The sequence below is a fragment of the Microbaculum marinum genome (genome assembly GCF_037855135.1).
GTDB lineage: Bacteria > Pseudomonadota > Alphaproteobacteria > Rhizobiales > Tepidamorphaceae > Microbaculum > Microbaculum marinum.
In genome coordinates this window covers 228,328-242,466 of record NZ_JAZHOF010000003.1, presented here as the reverse complement: position 1 = coordinate 242,466, position 14,139 = coordinate 228,328, and the positions used below count along the sequence as shown (strand labels likewise).

Annotated in this window: 16 protein-coding genes; 7 read left to right on the top strand and 9 right to left on the bottom strand. The window is 67.6% G+C overall.

From position 1 onward, the window contains the following. The first annotated feature begins 64 nt into the window (after positions 1-64). Both V3328_RS08240 and V3328_RS08235 read left to right on the top strand, forming a co-directional pair. Positions 65-2,728: a PAS domain S-box protein gene (locus V3328_RS08240; protein ID WP_340329160.1), complete on the top strand. Its 2,664-nt coding sequence runs from the start codon at positions 65-67 to the stop codon at positions 2,726-2,728. Beyond that, a complete protein-coding gene (locus V3328_RS08235) occupies positions 2,725-3,498 on the top strand; it encodes a response regulator (RefSeq protein WP_340329159.1) in 774 nt (257 codons plus the stop codon). Before V3328_RS08240 ends, V3328_RS08235 begins: the two co-directional genes overlap by 4 nt. A gap of 83 nt (positions 3,499-3,581) precedes the next feature. On the opposite strand, the gene V3328_RS08230 is transcribed toward V3328_RS08235, so the two are convergent. Then, positions 3,582-4,733, bottom strand: a complete 1,152-nt coding sequence (locus V3328_RS08230) for a baeRF3 domain-containing protein (RefSeq protein WP_340329158.1) — start codon at positions 4,731-4,733, stop codon at positions 3,582-3,584. A gap of 208 nt (positions 4,734-4,941) precedes the next feature. Between V3328_RS08230 and V3328_RS08225 the strand changes: the two genes are divergently transcribed. Further along, positions 4,942-5,205, top strand: coding sequence for a hypothetical protein (locus V3328_RS08225; protein ID WP_340329157.1), 264 nt, complete (start codon positions 4,942-4,944; stop codon positions 5,203-5,205). A gap of 24 nt (positions 5,206-5,229) precedes the next feature. Here V3328_RS08225 and V3328_RS08220 read toward each other — a convergent pair whose 3' ends face one another. The 4 genes from V3328_RS08220 to V3328_RS08205 form a co-directional block, all read right to left on the bottom strand. After that, complete coding sequence (locus V3328_RS08220) at positions 5,230-5,616, bottom strand: RidA family protein (protein WP_340329156.1); 387 nt, start codon at positions 5,614-5,616, stop codon at positions 5,230-5,232. A gap of 101 nt (positions 5,617-5,717) precedes the next feature. Continuing rightward, entirely contained in the window at positions 5,718-6,353 is a 636-nt protein-coding gene (locus V3328_RS08215) for a LysE family translocator (RefSeq protein WP_340329155.1), read from the bottom strand. Between the two features lie 138 nt (positions 6,354-6,491). Beyond that, the gene (locus V3328_RS08210) at positions 6,492-6,803 is read right to left on the bottom strand and encodes a phage tail protein (protein WP_340329154.1); all 312 of its coding nucleotides are present in this window, start codon (positions 6,801-6,803) and stop codon (positions 6,492-6,494) included. A gap of 102 nt (positions 6,804-6,905) precedes the next feature. Next, positions 6,906-7,361 (bottom strand): hypothetical protein, encoded by a 456-nt coding sequence (locus V3328_RS08205; protein WP_340329153.1) that lies wholly within the window; start codon positions 7,359-7,361, stop codon positions 6,906-6,908. Between the two features lie 351 nt (positions 7,362-7,712). Here V3328_RS08205 and V3328_RS08200 point away from each other — a divergent pair, with 351 nt between their 5' ends. Together V3328_RS08200 and V3328_RS08195 are read left to right on the top strand one after the other, a co-directional pair. Next, positions 7,713-9,023 carry an O-acetylhomoserine aminocarboxypropyltransferase/cysteine synthase family protein gene (locus tag V3328_RS08200; protein WP_340329152.1) on the top strand — a complete coding sequence of 437 codons (1,311 nt, stop codon included), beginning with the start codon at positions 7,713-7,715 and terminating at the stop codon, positions 9,021-9,023. A 62-nt stretch (positions 9,024-9,085) separates the two neighbouring features. Next, a complete protein-coding gene (locus V3328_RS08195) occupies positions 9,086-10,057 on the top strand; it encodes a homoserine O-acetyltransferase/O-succinyltransferase family protein (RefSeq protein ID WP_340329151.1) in 972 nt (323 codons plus the stop codon). Between the two features lie 18 nt (positions 10,058-10,075). Here V3328_RS08195 and V3328_RS08190 read toward each other — a convergent pair whose 3' ends face one another. Together V3328_RS08190 and V3328_RS08185 are read right to left on the bottom strand one after the other, a co-directional pair. Next, positions 10,076-10,231, bottom strand: coding sequence for a hypothetical protein (locus V3328_RS08190; protein WP_340329150.1), 156 nt, complete (start codon positions 10,229-10,231; stop codon positions 10,076-10,078). 110 nt (positions 10,232-10,341) lie between these two features. Continuing rightward, a complete protein-coding gene (locus V3328_RS08185; RefSeq protein WP_340329149.1) occupies positions 10,342-11,061 on the bottom strand; it encodes a Crp/Fnr family transcriptional regulator in 720 nt (239 codons plus the stop codon). A 122-nt stretch (positions 11,062-11,183) separates the two neighbouring features. Between V3328_RS08185 and V3328_RS08180 the strand changes: the two genes are divergently transcribed. Together V3328_RS08180 and V3328_RS08175 are read left to right on the top strand one after the other, a co-directional pair. Continuing rightward, complete coding sequence (locus tag V3328_RS08180; RefSeq protein ID WP_340329148.1) at positions 11,184-12,572, top strand: sensor histidine kinase; 1,389 nt, start codon at positions 11,184-11,186, stop codon at positions 12,570-12,572. 159 nt (positions 12,573-12,731) lie between these two features. Then, the gene (locus tag V3328_RS08175; RefSeq protein ID WP_340329147.1) at positions 12,732-12,968 is read left to right on the top strand and encodes a DUF1127 domain-containing protein; all 237 of its coding nucleotides are present in this window, start codon (positions 12,732-12,734) and stop codon (positions 12,966-12,968) included. Positions 12,969-12,971: 3 nt separating this feature from the next. Here the strand turns inward: V3328_RS08175 and V3328_RS08170 are convergent, their stop codons facing one another. Together V3328_RS08170 and V3328_RS08165 are read right to left on the bottom strand one after the other, a co-directional pair. Beyond that, on the bottom strand, positions 12,972-13,901 hold the full coding sequence (locus V3328_RS08170; protein ID WP_340329146.1) for a CHAD domain-containing protein: 930 nt from the start codon (positions 13,899-13,901) through the stop codon (positions 12,972-12,974). A gap of 9 nt (positions 13,902-13,910) precedes the next feature. Beyond that, positions 13,911-14,132 carry a hypothetical protein gene (locus tag V3328_RS08165; protein WP_340329145.1) on the bottom strand — a complete coding sequence of 74 codons (222 nt, stop codon included), beginning with the start codon at positions 14,130-14,132 and terminating at the stop codon, positions 13,911-13,913. Positions 14,133-14,139 lie beyond the last annotated feature (7 nt).

The following is a 14,139-nucleotide window of genomic DNA, read 5'->3' as shown; positions in this document are numbered from 1 at the left end:
GTTCCGAACCGATTCGGAACCCGGCGGCGATCTGCAGTCGGCCGTGGGCGCGGACGAGAATCGCATGTTGCTGGATTTCGCCGTTTCGCAGTCCCCGGCCGTCTTGTACATCGGCGCGTTCACCGGTTCCGACACCGTCCGCTTCGTCAGCTCCAATGCCGAGGCGGTGATCGGCTGGCGGCCCGCCGACATGGTGGGGCCCGCAACGATCTGGCGCGACCGCGTCCATCCCGACGATCTGCGGAGTTATGACGAGGCCGTCGAGCGGGTTCGGCGGAGCGGCTCGAACACGCAGGAATACCGGCTCGAGACCCCCGACGGGTCCTATCGCTGGATGCGCGATCAGCAGCGGCTGACGACGCCGGGCGATCCGCGCGGCGAGTATGTCGGCTGCATCGTCGACGTGACCGCCGAGAAGCGGTCCGAGCTGGAACTGAACCGCGCCAATGCGATCAACCGGGCCATCGTCGACGCGGCGATGGACGCCGTCATCGTCACCGACCGCGACGGCCTCGTCATCGATTTCAACGCCGCCGCCGAGTCCATGCTGGGCTATTCCGCACAGGAGGCCGAGGGGGTCCTCCTGTGCGACCTGACCATGCCGGAGGACGTCCGCGAGGAGAGCAAGAGGAGTTTCGAGAAGTACCGCAACGGCGTGGCCGACCGGACCATCAACGACCGCTTCGAGACGGTGATGTGCCGGCGCGACGGCTCGCGGTTTCCCTCCGAAGTCCGGATGCGGCGCGTCGAGGCCGGCGGCGAGAGCTTCATCGTCACCGAGATCCGCGACCTGTCCGAACGCGCCGAAGCCGAGGCGGCGCATCGCCGCGTCATGCGGCTTCTGCACGATGCCGTGGAAAGCCTTCCGGTCGGGTTCTCGATCTCCGATTCCGACGAGAAGGTCGTGCTGTGCAATCGCGCCTTCGCCGAACCCTATGGGGCGACGCCGGACGAACTGATCGGCAAGTCGCGCGACGAACTCGTCGAGCGGCTGCACCCCCGCATCCGCAGCTTCAACGGCATCGACGTCGGCGACAAGGCCGCCTACATGGCGGCGGTCGCCACCCGCCTCGGCCACCCCTCCGCGGGCCCGTCCGAAGTCGAGCTCGACGACGGCGAGTGGCGGCTTGTGTCGGCCTTTCCGACCTCCGATGGCGGCACCGTCTCCATCCGCACCGACATCACCCGGCTGAAGCTCGCCGAGAGGGCGCTGCGCGATTCGGAGATGACGATACGGATGGCGGTCGAGGCCTGCCCGGTGCCGCTCGGCCTGGTTCGCGCGCGCGACGGCCTGATCATCTACGAAAGCCCCGCCGCGCAGCAGCTGTTCGGCCGCCTGCCCGACGACGGCCCGGCCTACACGACCGGCTATTTCGTCCACGAGACCGACCGGCAGCGTTTCCTGAAGACGCTGATCGAAGACGGCGTCGACGGCATGGAAGTGCTGATGCAGCGGGCCGACGGCGAGGAGTTCTGGGCCTCGATTTCGGCGCGGCTGGTCGACTTCCTCGGCCGCAAGTCGATCGTGACATCGGTCTACGACCTCACCGAGCGCCGCGCCGTCGAAGCCGAGATGACTCGCCAGCGCGAGGCCCTTCACCAGAGCGAGAAGCTCGCAGCCCTCGGCGAACTGCTGGCCTCCGTCGCCCATGAGCTGAACAACCCGCTGTCCGTCGTCGTCGGCCAGGCGCTGCTGCTCAAGGAGACGGCGACCGACAAGTCGATCGCCCTGCGCGCCGAGAAGATCGGCAGCGCCGCCGACCGCTGCTCGCGGATCGTGCGTACCTTCCTGGCGATGGCCCGGCAGCAGCCGATGGAGCGCCGGCCGGTCGATCTCAACCGCGTCGTCGAGCTGGCGATGGAGGTCACCGCCTATTCCTTGCGCGCCGCCGACATCGACATCCGCCTGTCGCTGGATTCCGACATGCCCCCGGTCTGGGGCGACGCCGACCAGCTCAACCAGGTCCTGACCAATCTCATCCTCAACGCCCAGAAGGCGCTCGAGGAGAGCAAGTCGCCGCGCCGCGTCAAGATCATCACCAGCTATCGCGATCGCAACCGCGAGATCGTCATCAAGATCAAGGACAACGGTCCCGGCATTCCCGACGAGATCCGCTCGCGCATCTTCGAGCCGTTCTTTACCACCCGGCAGGTCGGCTCGGGGACAGGCATCGGGCTGGCCTTCTGCCATCGCATCATCACCACCCACGGCGGCACGATCGAGGTGGACTCGGGTATCGACGGCGGTGCCAACTTCATCATCAGGCTGCCCGTCACCCGGATGAGTTCCGCTGCGGCCGAGACCCTTCCCCAGGGCACCGAGGCAGCCTCGGAAGCGCGGATCCTGGTGGTCGACGACGAGGTGGCGGTCGCCGAGATGATGGCCGACATTCTGGAGGACGAGGGCCACCGCGTCGAGATCGCCCATTCGGGCAGCCAGGCGCTCGACGTCATCGCGCTGCGGCCGTTCGACCTGGTGCTGTCGGACCTGCGCATGCCCGACCTGGATGGCCCGGCGATGTTCGACGCGATCCGCGAATCCCGTCCCGACCTCGTCTCGCGGATCGCCTTCATAACCGGCGACACGATGAGTGCCCGCATCCGGACGTTCCTGCAGAATTCCGAGCGGCCCTACATCGAGAAGCCCATCACGCCGCAGGACGTGCGGGACCTGGTCAACCAGATGCTGCGCGAGACGAAGATTGCAAGCGAGGAACTGGAGCAATGATTGCTGGAACGGAACTGGCCGCTGAGCCGGGAGTGAGGCCGGCCGGGGCGGCCGAACGCACTCCGCATGTCGTCGTCGTCGACGACGAGTCGGAAATCCGGGAAATGCTTCGCGAATACCTGTCCCTCAAGGGTTTCCGTGTCGACTGCGTCGAGGGCGGCGCCGCTCTTCGCAGGCTGATCGCCGAGGATCCCGCCGACCTCGTCCTGCTCGATATCGCGATGCCGGAGGAGGACGGGCTGTCGATCGCCCGGTACCTGAATGCCAACCACGATTCCGCCATCGTCATGCTGACCGCGGCGGGCGACGTCGTCGACCGCATCATCGGACTGGAGATGGGCGCCGACGACTACCTGCCCAAGCCGGTCGATCTGCGCGAGCTTCTGGCCCGCATCAAGGCCGTCCTGCGCCGCGGCACGCGCTCCAACACCGGGCCGGCCAACGACAACGGCCCGCGCATGGTGCGGTTCGGCGATTGCCGGCTCGACATCGAGGCGCACCGGCTGCAGGACGCGGAGGGCATGGACATTCCGATCACGTCGATGGAATTCGACCTGCTCAAGGCCTTCGCCGAGCATCCCAACCGCGTCCTCAGTCGCGACCAGTTGCTGGATCTCGCGCACAATCGCGGCTGGGAACCGTTCGACCGGTCGATCGATATCCGCATCGCCCGGCTCCGCCGCAAGGTCGAGCCCGATCCGGCCAAGCCGCAGGTGATCCGCACCGTCCGCGGCGCCGGCTACATGTTCGCCATGGGGCGAGCCGGCTGACGTTCCGTCCGATCGGGCGCTGCAGACGCACAGGGCCGGGATAAGGCATTCCGGCCCGTGCTGGGACTAGCGCCCGCGAGCTGTCAGAACCTGAACAGGCCCGCTGCCGGACCAACCCGCTCGACCAGCGGTTCCGGCAGGGCGAGCACCTCGCCGCCTTGCGCCAGCGTCTTCATGGCGAGCAGGTTGAGCAGGTCCTCGTTGTCTGGAGCCTGGTCGTCCTCGACGTCCATCGTGCGGTTGCTCTCGTCATACCGGCCCCAGACCGTGTCGCCGCGGCTCAGCAGTACCGCCTCGATCCGTCCTTCCTCGGACGCGCGCAGCAATGTCTGCAGGTCCTCCGAACCCGGCACGTCGGCGCCTCCGAGGCGGGCGTTGAGGCGCTCGCGGGTTTCGTCCCGGTTGCGGCGCAGCAGCGGACCGGCGATTGCCCATGCCTTGTCGTGGAGTTGCGTCTCGCTCAGCGAGGCGGGGTCCTGCTGGACGTGCTCTTCCACGACCCCGCGGTAGTGCAACTCGTGCCGCAGCCGTCCGAGCAGGCGCGGTCCGGCAGCCAGCACCAGTGGCGCCACACTGTCGGCCAGACGCCGGTCCACCGCAGTGGCGATGGCGTGTGCGAAGTGCTCCAGTTCCACCTCCTCGTAGTCATCGGGACTTTCCCCGAGCGCGTGGTATTTCGGCACCGCCGCGCCGGATCCCCCGCTGCCGCCGCCGCGGGAGTGATATCCGACATTGTCCTCGAAGTCGGTCTTGCGCATCACCTGCTCCAGGTCCTTTGGCAGGTCTTCGAGCTTCACTTCGTCCAGGTCCCGTTCGGTGCCATCGAAGAAGCGAATGTTGTCCCGTGTCGCTGCGAGAAGGTGGAACCGGCCGCGGTCCGCGAAGATGTCGATCAGGGGAAGGAGGTGATAGCGCTCCGCTACGAGAGTGAGTTCCGGCACCTCGGCGGGAAGCTTCACGAAGCGCGTTGCGTCCTCTTCGATGAACACGGCCAGGCCATGATCCTGGTAGCGCCAGTATTCGTGATCTTCGGTACGGGCCTGCGCCTTGGACAGCAGGTCTTCGCGGTGGCGGACGCCGGCCTCGTCGAGTTGCCGCTCGGCGTGCCGCAGCGCGTTGGCCAGACGAATCGGATCCTGCTCGGCATCCGGAAACGTCCGGTGCGTGGGTATGTAGATGCTGAGCCTCGGAAAGCCGTGCGACTGTGACAGTTCCGCTAGAAGGTCCCTGTTCATGACGTCTCCACTCGTTCGTATGTCTGTAGGCAGTCAACGAACCAGTGGCGATGTCGTTTCTTCGAATTGCTGCCCGATGTGGGGAGGCGGCCCAATCCCACGGTCGGCCCGCAAGTATCCCATGTGGCGTCAGTTCGGGCCATTCGGTATGGAATGTGCGGTGCGCCGGCGCGGCTGAAGCGTCCGTACGAAACAGAAAGGGAATATCATGCAAAGACTCCTGATCGTTACGGGTCTCGCCGCGGGTCTCGTCGCCGGGCTATCGCTGCCGGCCCTTGCTGAGGACAGCTGTGAGACTCAGGTCAATGCGCTCCTGGAGCACGTGCGCGCGTCCGCCAAGCTCAGCGACAGCGAGAAGACCGCGTTCGTCGATACGCTCAACACCGCGCTGCAGCAGCAGACCGATGAAGGCACCGAAGCCTGCCTGGCGACCGTCGATGAGGTAAAGGTCGACATTGACATCGACGAATAGCGGAACCGGTTGCGGATGCCGCACCTACGAGGTGCCGGCAAACGCCATGCATTCGACCTCCACCAGCGCGCCGCGCGCCAGCCCGTTGGTGCCGAATGCCGAGCGGGCCGGGAGACGGTCGGCGTCGAAATAGGTAAGGTAGACCTCGTTGAAGGCCGGCCACAGCGCCATGTCGGACAGCATGACCAGGCACTTGAAGACGTGCTCGTAGCCGAGCCCGTTTTCCTCCAGGACCGTTCCGATGTTCTCCATGGTCTGGCGCGTCTCCGCCTCGATGCCGCCGCTCACCAGTTCCAGTGTCCCGGGCTTCGTGCCGAGCACGCCCGACAGGTAGAGCACGTCGCCGACCCTGACCGCCTGGCTGAACGGCCGTCCGAGCGCCTTTGCTGCGGGCGAATTTATGAACTTCATGGCTCTTGTCTCCTGGTCTGGAAGGTGCCGCGGGGAGGCGTCATCGGCGATCCGGGCGCGGAAGTCGAGTCGCCGTCCGCAACCGAATTCCGGCGCGCGGGTCACCGCTCGCTCAGCGCCAGGCGGACTCCGAGTCCCACAAGGATCGCCCCGAGTGTCCTGTCGAGCCAGACGGCGATGCGGGGGTTGTCCCTGATCCGGCGCGCGAGCCAGTCGCCCGTCACCACCAGCGGCGGCTCCACGAAGGCCGCCACGACGATGATCAGCGTGCCGTGGAGCACCAGTTGCGCCGCCACCGGGCCGGCGCCGGGCACGACGAACTGCGGCAGGAACGCCAGGAAGAAGACCGCGACCTTCGGATTGAGCACCGCCACCAGCACGCCCTGCCGCCAGATGCGCCACCCTGTCGGCAGGGCCGGCCCGCCGCCGCCGACGAGCCGTCCCCCCTTCGACCGCAACGCCTCGATGCCGAGCCAGACCAGATAGGCGGCCCCGACCCACTTGACCACCGAGAACGCCGTTGCGGAGGCAGCCAGGATGGCGGTCAGGCCGATCGCGGCAAATGCCACGTGGATGAACGCGCCCGTCCAGATCCCGAGCATGGCCGAGAACCCGGCGGCCCGGCCGCCGCGTACGGTCTGTCCGAGGATGAATGCGATGTCCGGTCCGGGCGAAAGGTTGAGCAGGACCGCGGCGCCGAAGAACGCCGCCCAGTGCATGGTGGAATAGTCGAACATCATCGTGTTCCAGGCAGGTTCAAGCAGCCGAACGAGTGAGGCAGCGGCCGCGCAGGTGTTTCGGACCTGACGATACTGTCGCGGGAACGTTCCTTCGACAACCGCGGTCTCCGCCCAAGCCCGGCCCCGACTGCGTCCTCAGTCCCTCGGTGGATAGAGCCCCGTGATCGCGATGCATTGCTGGAGCGGAGCGCCGGTCGTTGTGAATATCGGCTTGAGGGTCGGCAGGGCGAAGGTGGACACGCCGTTGCCTCCGTAGGCGTTTCCCAGCAGCGAGAACAGCGCCGTGTTCTGGGCGATCGGGAGGATCTGCCCGTTCGCGGCCAGATACCCCCTCGGGCAGAAATTGGAGGCGAAGGTCTGTATTTCGCCGAGATACGGCTCCGAACGGGCGGGCGCGCAACTCATCGCGAGCGCCATCGCCGCGACGGCGTACGAGCGGGCTTTCATGTCGTCCTCGCGGCGCTGCCCGTTTCGATACCTGCCGTACCGCCGACCCTGCGGCCTGCCACGTCTTCGTCCCTGCGCGCTCGATCTGCCATGGACATCGCCTCAGTGCCGATAGATTGCGGTGACGGGGAGGGTGCAGCCGCCGAGATGCAGGTCGAACGAGACCTTGAGTTCTCCGCGGGCCTTCCTGTAGGTCTGGGTATAGCCGGTGAAAACGGGCCTGCGGATCGACGCCGGATACCCGTCGACCATGTCGAAAATCGCGACGCCGCTAGTCGGGGAATCGAACTTCAGCTGCGCAAGGCCTGCCAGCCGGTAGTAGCCGGCATCGAACAGGGTGATGTCCTGGAAGGACATGAGACCCTTTGCGGCCCCGTCACGCTGAAACGTCGTCGCGCCGCGGTCGATGGAGCACCAGAGGGCCGACGCCGTCGCGTCGGAGGCCATGGTCGTGCCGGAGATCAGGACGTTTGGGGGCACGGGAGCGGCTGCGAGCGAGGCCGCAACCGGCGTTGCAAGCGCGACGAGAACTGCAGCAATCGCCCGGATGACGCGCATGGTCGTGCCTCTGGCCCGCGGTGCAACGTTCTGCTGATGCCGAAGAGAGAAGAATTCGCAGAATGTCTTCCCGCTCTGTTTTCGTGTCAAGCGGATTTATTGTGCACCTTCAGGAGCTTTTCCCCGGGAAACAAGCATCAGCCTCGTCCAACGCCCCTGTCGGGCGTCGTTGCCGAAGTTGATGTTACCGTCCGGAAACAAAACGCTTCTTTCCGGACATTCCCCCGAAACCTCGACCGTCGAAAACCGCCGCGGCTGATGCCGGGGCGCCCTTCGACAGGTCGCCCCTTCGCCCGCAACGAGACCGGGCCGGGACCCTGAGAGATCCCGGCACCACCGAAGGGAAAAGCGATGACCGACATGAAGCCCGAAACCTTGGCGATTCACGCCGGGTACCGGTCCGACCCCGCCACCAATGCGGTGGCCGTGCCGATCTACCAGACCACCTCCTACCAGTTCAATTCCACCGAGCACGCCTGCAAGCTGTTCGCGCTGGAGGAACTCGGCAACATCTACACGCGCGTCATGAATCCGACGACCGACGTGTTCGAACAGCGCATGGCCGCGCTCGAGGGCGGCGTCGCCGCTCTCGCCACCGCCTCCGGCCAGTCGGCCTCGGCAATGGCGATTCAGAACATCGCCCAGGCCGGCGACAACGTGGTCTCCTCCACCGACCTCTACGGCGGCACCTGGAACCTGTTCGCCAACACGCTGAAGACGATGGGGATCGAGGTGCGCTTCGTCGATCCGGCCGACCCGGAGGCGTTCCGGCGGGCGACCGACGACAGGACCCGCGCCTACTATGCCGAGACCCTGCCGAACCCGAAGCTGATCGCCTTCCCGATCAGGGAAGTCGCCGCGATCGGCAACGAGCTCGGCGTGCCGCTGATCATGGACAACACGGCGGCGCCGGTATTCTGCCGGCCGTTCGACCACGGCGCCCACATCGTCGTCTACTCGACCACCAAGTACATCGGCGGCCACGGCACCTCGATCGGCGGCATGATCATCGATTCCGGCCGGTTCGACTGGGAATGGCACGCCGAGCGCTTCCCGATGCTGAACCAGCCCGACCCGAGCTACCACGGCGCCGTCTGGACCGAGGCCGTCAAGCCGCTCGGCCCGATCGCCTACATCCTCAAGGCCCGCGTCACGCTGCTGCGCGATCTCGGCGCTGCGATGAGCCCGATGAACGCCTTCCAGTTCATCCAGGGCCTGGAGACGCTGCCGCTGAGGATGCGCGAGCACGGCCGCAACGCCGTCGAGGTCGCCGACTTCCTGGCCAACCATCCCGCCGTCACCAGGGTGATCTTCCCCGGCCGCATGTCGGGCGAGGCGCGCCGGCGCGCCGATGCCGTGTTCGACGGCAGCTACGGCGGGCTGGTCGGCTTCGAACTCGCCGGCGGCCGCGAGGCCGGGCTCCGCTTCATCGACGCGCTGAAGCTCGTCTACCACGTCGCCAATATCGGCGACACGCGGACGCTGGCCATCCATCCGGCCACGTCCACCCACCAGCAACTGTCGCCCGAGGAGCAGATGGCGGCGGGGGTGACGCCCGGATACGTGCGCCTGTCGGTCGGCATCGAGCACATCGACGACATCCTGGCCGATCTCGAGCAGGCCCTCGGCGCCGCCGCGTCCGTGACGACGCGGGCCGCCTGACAAGAGCCGGCGGCCGGTCAGTCCGGCCGCCGTTCCCCGGCGCACCGATCGGAAGCCTTGCGATGACCATCATCCTGCCCCCGGGTCTGCCGGCCGCCCGCAAGCTGCGTGCGGAGGGCGTTGCCGTTCGGCACTCCCAGTCGGCACCCCTCGGCGCCGAACCGCTTCGGGTGCTGCTGATCAACCTGATGCCGGACAAGCCGGTCACCGAAACGCAGTTCGCCCGTCTGCTCGGCGGCTCGCGGCATCCGGTCGAGCTGACGCTTTCGGTGCCGGACCGGCATGAATGGCGCCACACCGACGCGGGTCACATCGGGCGCTTCTACGTGCCGTTGCGGGACGCGCTCGACGGCGGCCCCGACGCGCTGGTCGTCACCGGAGCCCCCGTCGAGACGCTCGCCTTCGAGGCGGTCGACTACTGGCCCGACATCCGCGACATCCTGGACTGGGCGGACCGCTCCGTCCTGCCGTCGATGTTCGTCTGCTGGGCGGCCCAGGCAGCCCTCTACCACCGCTACGGCGTGCCGAAGCGTGACCTGCCGTGCAAGCGGTTCGGAGTCTACCGGCATGCCCTGTATGGCGGCACCGGCCTGACGGCGGGCCTCGGTTATGAGATGCTGATGCCGGTGTCGCGGCACACCGAGACGCGGTGCGCGGATCTGCCGTCCGACGCCGGCCTGCGTGTGTCGGCTGCGTCAGCAGAGGCGGGGATCGGGCTGGTCGAGGACTCCGGCCGGCATGCCGCCTACCTGTTCAATCATCCCGAATACGACCCGATCACGCTTGCCGCCGAATATGTCCGCGACCTCGCCGCCGGCAGATCGCAGGCGCCGCCGGAGAACTGCAGCCTCGAGCCGGACCCCGGCGGGACCTGCGCGTGGCGCACCTCGGCAAGGCGCCTCTACGCCAACTGGCTGGACCAGGCGGCGCGCCATAGAGATGTCAGGAGGAAGACACGGCGAACAGTCGGACCGCGACCGGCCGCGGCTGCGATCGGTCTCTTGCGCCACGTTTCCGGCACCGGCTGCACGTGAGCTGCGCGCCGGCCGGCCTCAGTCGTCGAAGCGGCGCGTGCCCGGCCGTGCGGAGGACTGCGTGCGGGGATCGTCATTGCGCACGACGAGGCGAAGGGGTTGAAGCTCGGGCTTCGGCGCCACCGGCTCGCGCTCGGGCAGCTTGAGGCCGAATATCCAGGTCAGTACGCCCATCTGGAGATCCTCTCGACGACATGTCAGGTGCAGCGACAACGCCGAAGCGCGGGGAACGTTCCGCGACTGGCTTGTAGGCCCGCGCCCGTGGCCTCGGCTACTGGGCCGGCCTACCGGAAGGTCCCCGGCAGCAGCGCCTCGAACCGGTTGCGCACCATCCGGTAGCACTCGCAGGAGGCTTCCTCGAGCCCCTCCCGGTCGATTACGGCGATCGTCCCGCGGCGCTGTCGTATGAACCCCGCGTTCTGAAGCGAGCGGTTGGCGAGCACGACGCTCGATCGGTGCACCGAGAGCATTTCGGCGAGGAATTCCTGGGTGAGCGGCAGTTCGTCCTGGTCGCTGCGGTCCCGCATCATCAGGATCCAGCGCGCGCATCGCGCCTCCACCGGATGTATGGCGTTGCAGGCCACCGACTGCATCGTCTGGGTCAGGAAGGCTTCCAGGTAGCAGACGACGTATTGCCGCAGGCCGGCGTTCTCGTCGAACGCCCGCTCGAGCCGCTTGGCGGGGCAGCGCAGGGCGGTGCCGGGAACCTGCACCAGCCAGCGGCTGTATGCCTCGTGGCTGCCGACGGCGGCGACGCAGCCGACGAGACCCTCGCGTCCCACGCTTGCCAGTTCCGGGGCATGGCCGTTGAGCATCGGCGAAACGAGCGAAATGACGCCGCTTTCCGGGAAGTACACGTAGTCGATCTTCTCCCCCGGCTCGCGCAGGCTCTGGTGCAGGTTGAGGCGGGTCGCTTCGAGCCCGGGCCCGATCAGGGCCAGGGCGTTGGCCGACATGTTGCGCAGCAGGCGGTTGGCGTACTGGTTGCTGGATGATGATGCCATGAACTGGCCAACGGCCGGCCGCCTTGGAAGTTCCCCATTCCTATGTTGCATACCCGACAGACCGGGTGATGCTGATCGCTTAACAATCCTGGGCTTGGGGGTGGCATCCGGAGATCGGCGGAATGAGTCAGACGACCTGGGTCGGATGGGACCGTCTGGACGTGCGCCAACGCCTGGCGGCGCTGAGGAAGGCGTTGCCCTGGCTCGGCGCGGGTCTGTCGGTGGCGGTGTTCGTCGCCGACCTGTCGCTGCCGCGGTCGATCGCCACCGGCGCGATCTACGTGCTGTGCGTTCTCGCCACGGCCGGGCACCCGTCGCGCAACATGACGCTGGGCGTGGCGTGTCTGACCAGCCTCCAGACGGTGATCGCCGCGACCTGGACCGCGGTCGCCGCGGCGGCGGCCTGGGCCGACGCCGTGAATGGCGCCATTACCCTTGCCGCGATCTGGGCGTCGGCCGGCCTGCTGCTGGCCCATCTCCGGACCACCGTGCGGGTGGCCGAGGTCGAGGAGCGGGCCCTGGCCGACGCGACCTGGCTCGCCCGGACGCTCGCCAGCATCGGCGACGGCGTCATCGCGGTGAACCGCTCGGGCAGCGTCAGGTTCATGAATCCGGTTGCCGAGACGCTCACCGGCTGGACCGCCGGGGAGGCCGTCGGCCAACCTCTCGATGCCGTCTTCGACATCAGGAGCGAACAGACGGGGGAGCCCCTGCCGAATCCCGCCACGCGCGCGCTCGAGGAGGCGCCCGCTGCGGGACCTGCCGGGGCGAAGCTTCTGCAGTCGCGAACGGGCGAGCTATGGCCGATCGACGAAAGCGCCTCGCCGATCCTGGACGACCTGGGCGGCTCGCGAGGCTGTGTCGTGGTGTTTCGCGAGATCAGCGAGCGCCGCAGGCGCGAGGGCGAGATGGAAATCCGCCTGCGCGAATCCGGCCACCGCATCCGCAACGTCTTCGCCAACATGCGGGCCCTGCTGACGCTGTGCGAGCGCACGTCGGCGACTCCCGCCGACCTGGTGAAGTGCATGGAGCTGAGGATCGCCAGCCTCGTACGGTCCACCGACCGGCTGCAGCACGCCCCGGACGGAGCGACCTCCTCGCACGACATCATCGTCGGCGAGCTGTCCCCTTACCTGGAATCGCGGTCCGGGCGACTGCGCATCTCCGGCGACGACGTCCTGATGGCGCCCGGCAACTCGCTGCCCTTCGCGATGATCATCCACGAACTGGCCAACAACGCCGCCAAGTACGGCAGCCTGTCGACGGAAAGGGGCCGGATCGAGGTGCGCTTGCAGCGGCGCGTGGCAGGAGTGATCGCTCTTGACTGGCGCGAGTTCGACGGCCCGCCGGTGGTGCCGCCGCAGCGCAAGGGGCTCGGCTCGCAACTGATCTCCGGCCTCGTCCGGATGCAGTTTTCCGGCGACTGGAATCCCGACTACGCCCAGGAGGGTTTCCGCTGCACCGTCACGCTCCGTTTGCCCGACGAATCCGTCGAGGCCGAGCCGCTCTAGGATCCCCGCTGCGGCCTGCGTCCCGCAACACGACGGAAACAAATTCGCCCTCTCCGGACGCCGTGCGGAAACGCGGTCGGTCTAGAAGGCTGCCTGACTAAGGTGCGCCGGCGGCGCCGGATGCGCTGCCGCCCACCGGCGGGACACCAGGAGATTGCCATGACCACCGTTCCCCATTTCGCTCCCGCTGGGGCGCGCATCCGGCAGCGCCGGATGTCGCTTGTCGACCGACTGGCTCGCGGCTGGGACGTCGTTTGCCGCTGGCGGCGGATGCGCCGGGCGATTGCGGAATTGAGCGAACTCGACGACCGCCTGCTCGACGACGTCGGGCTGTCGCGCTCGACCCTCTATGCACGGGCCCGCGAGCGGCACGGCTTTTCTCCGTCCCGCTGGTAGGGACTACGCGGCGAGGGAGCGTTGCTCGCGCCGTTGGCGCGTCCACGCCGTCCAGTACGCCTGCCACCGTCGGGCGAGCTTGTCCGGCGGCTCCGCGAGCAGCTTGGCGCCGAGCGGCCCGGCCTCTGCCGCCAGCGTCTCTTGCCGGCGCTGCGCCAGGCCGATCATCGCCTCCACGTCGGCCGGATTGCCGTAGGCTTCGGGATCGTGGCTGAGGACGTCCTGAAGCACGGCCAGGTCGTGATGGTCGCCTAGAATGTCGCTGAGCGTCTCCGCCGCCTGGCGGTGCGCCTCGAGCGGCCCGTCCCACATCGGCGTCAGCAGGCGGGTGTGGTAGCGGTGGTATTTCACCCGCTTCCGCCATTCGTGGAACTCGGCCGGATCGCCGGATCTCACGGCCGACCGCATCGCCTTGCGGGCCCGCCTGTAGGTCTTGGCGAGACCTGCCCCGATCGTGTCGCCGAAGTCGCCGTCCTTGATGCGCCAGTCGCCCGCGCGGCTGCGCGCCGCGACCAGCATGTCGCGCGCCGCCTCGATCTTCTCGGAGATGTCGCGCTTGCGGACCGTGTCGCGCTGGCGCCAGGTCATCCTGCGGCGGATCGATGCGAACGCCCTTCGCTCGACCTGATCGTCGAACCTGTCCATCAGCGCATCATAGGTTTCGATGAGCGCCTCCGAATCGCGGACCGGCGACAGCGTGCGGGCGGCATCGCGAAACGCCGCGTTCTCGTCCGCATAGGCCGGGAAAGCCGGGCGCACGAGGCGGATCAGGCCGCGCAGCTTCTTGCAGCGCTTGCGGAACTGGTGAACCGTTTCGTGCTGGTCCGCCTCCGCATCGTCGATCTCGGCGATTGCCTTGTCGATCTGGTCGAGTGCGATCCGGCGCACGCCCGCTTCGACAGACGCGTCGGACAACTTGAACCGGTAGGCCATGCGGACCGGCTACCAGCGCGCCTGGTCGCGCAGCACGGCGTCGTCCAGCGCCTTTTTCGATTCGCTGTCCCGGTCGTCGGCGGCAACCTCCGCCCCGACGCCCGCCATCGGTTTGCCGGGCGAGAGTTCGGGATCGCTGATCTTCCTGTCGTCTTCCGGAATGTCGTCGGCGCGTCTGCGGCCGAACAGCCAGTCGAAGATGCCCATTGTCGTCTCCAGTCGCACATGCATGATTGCT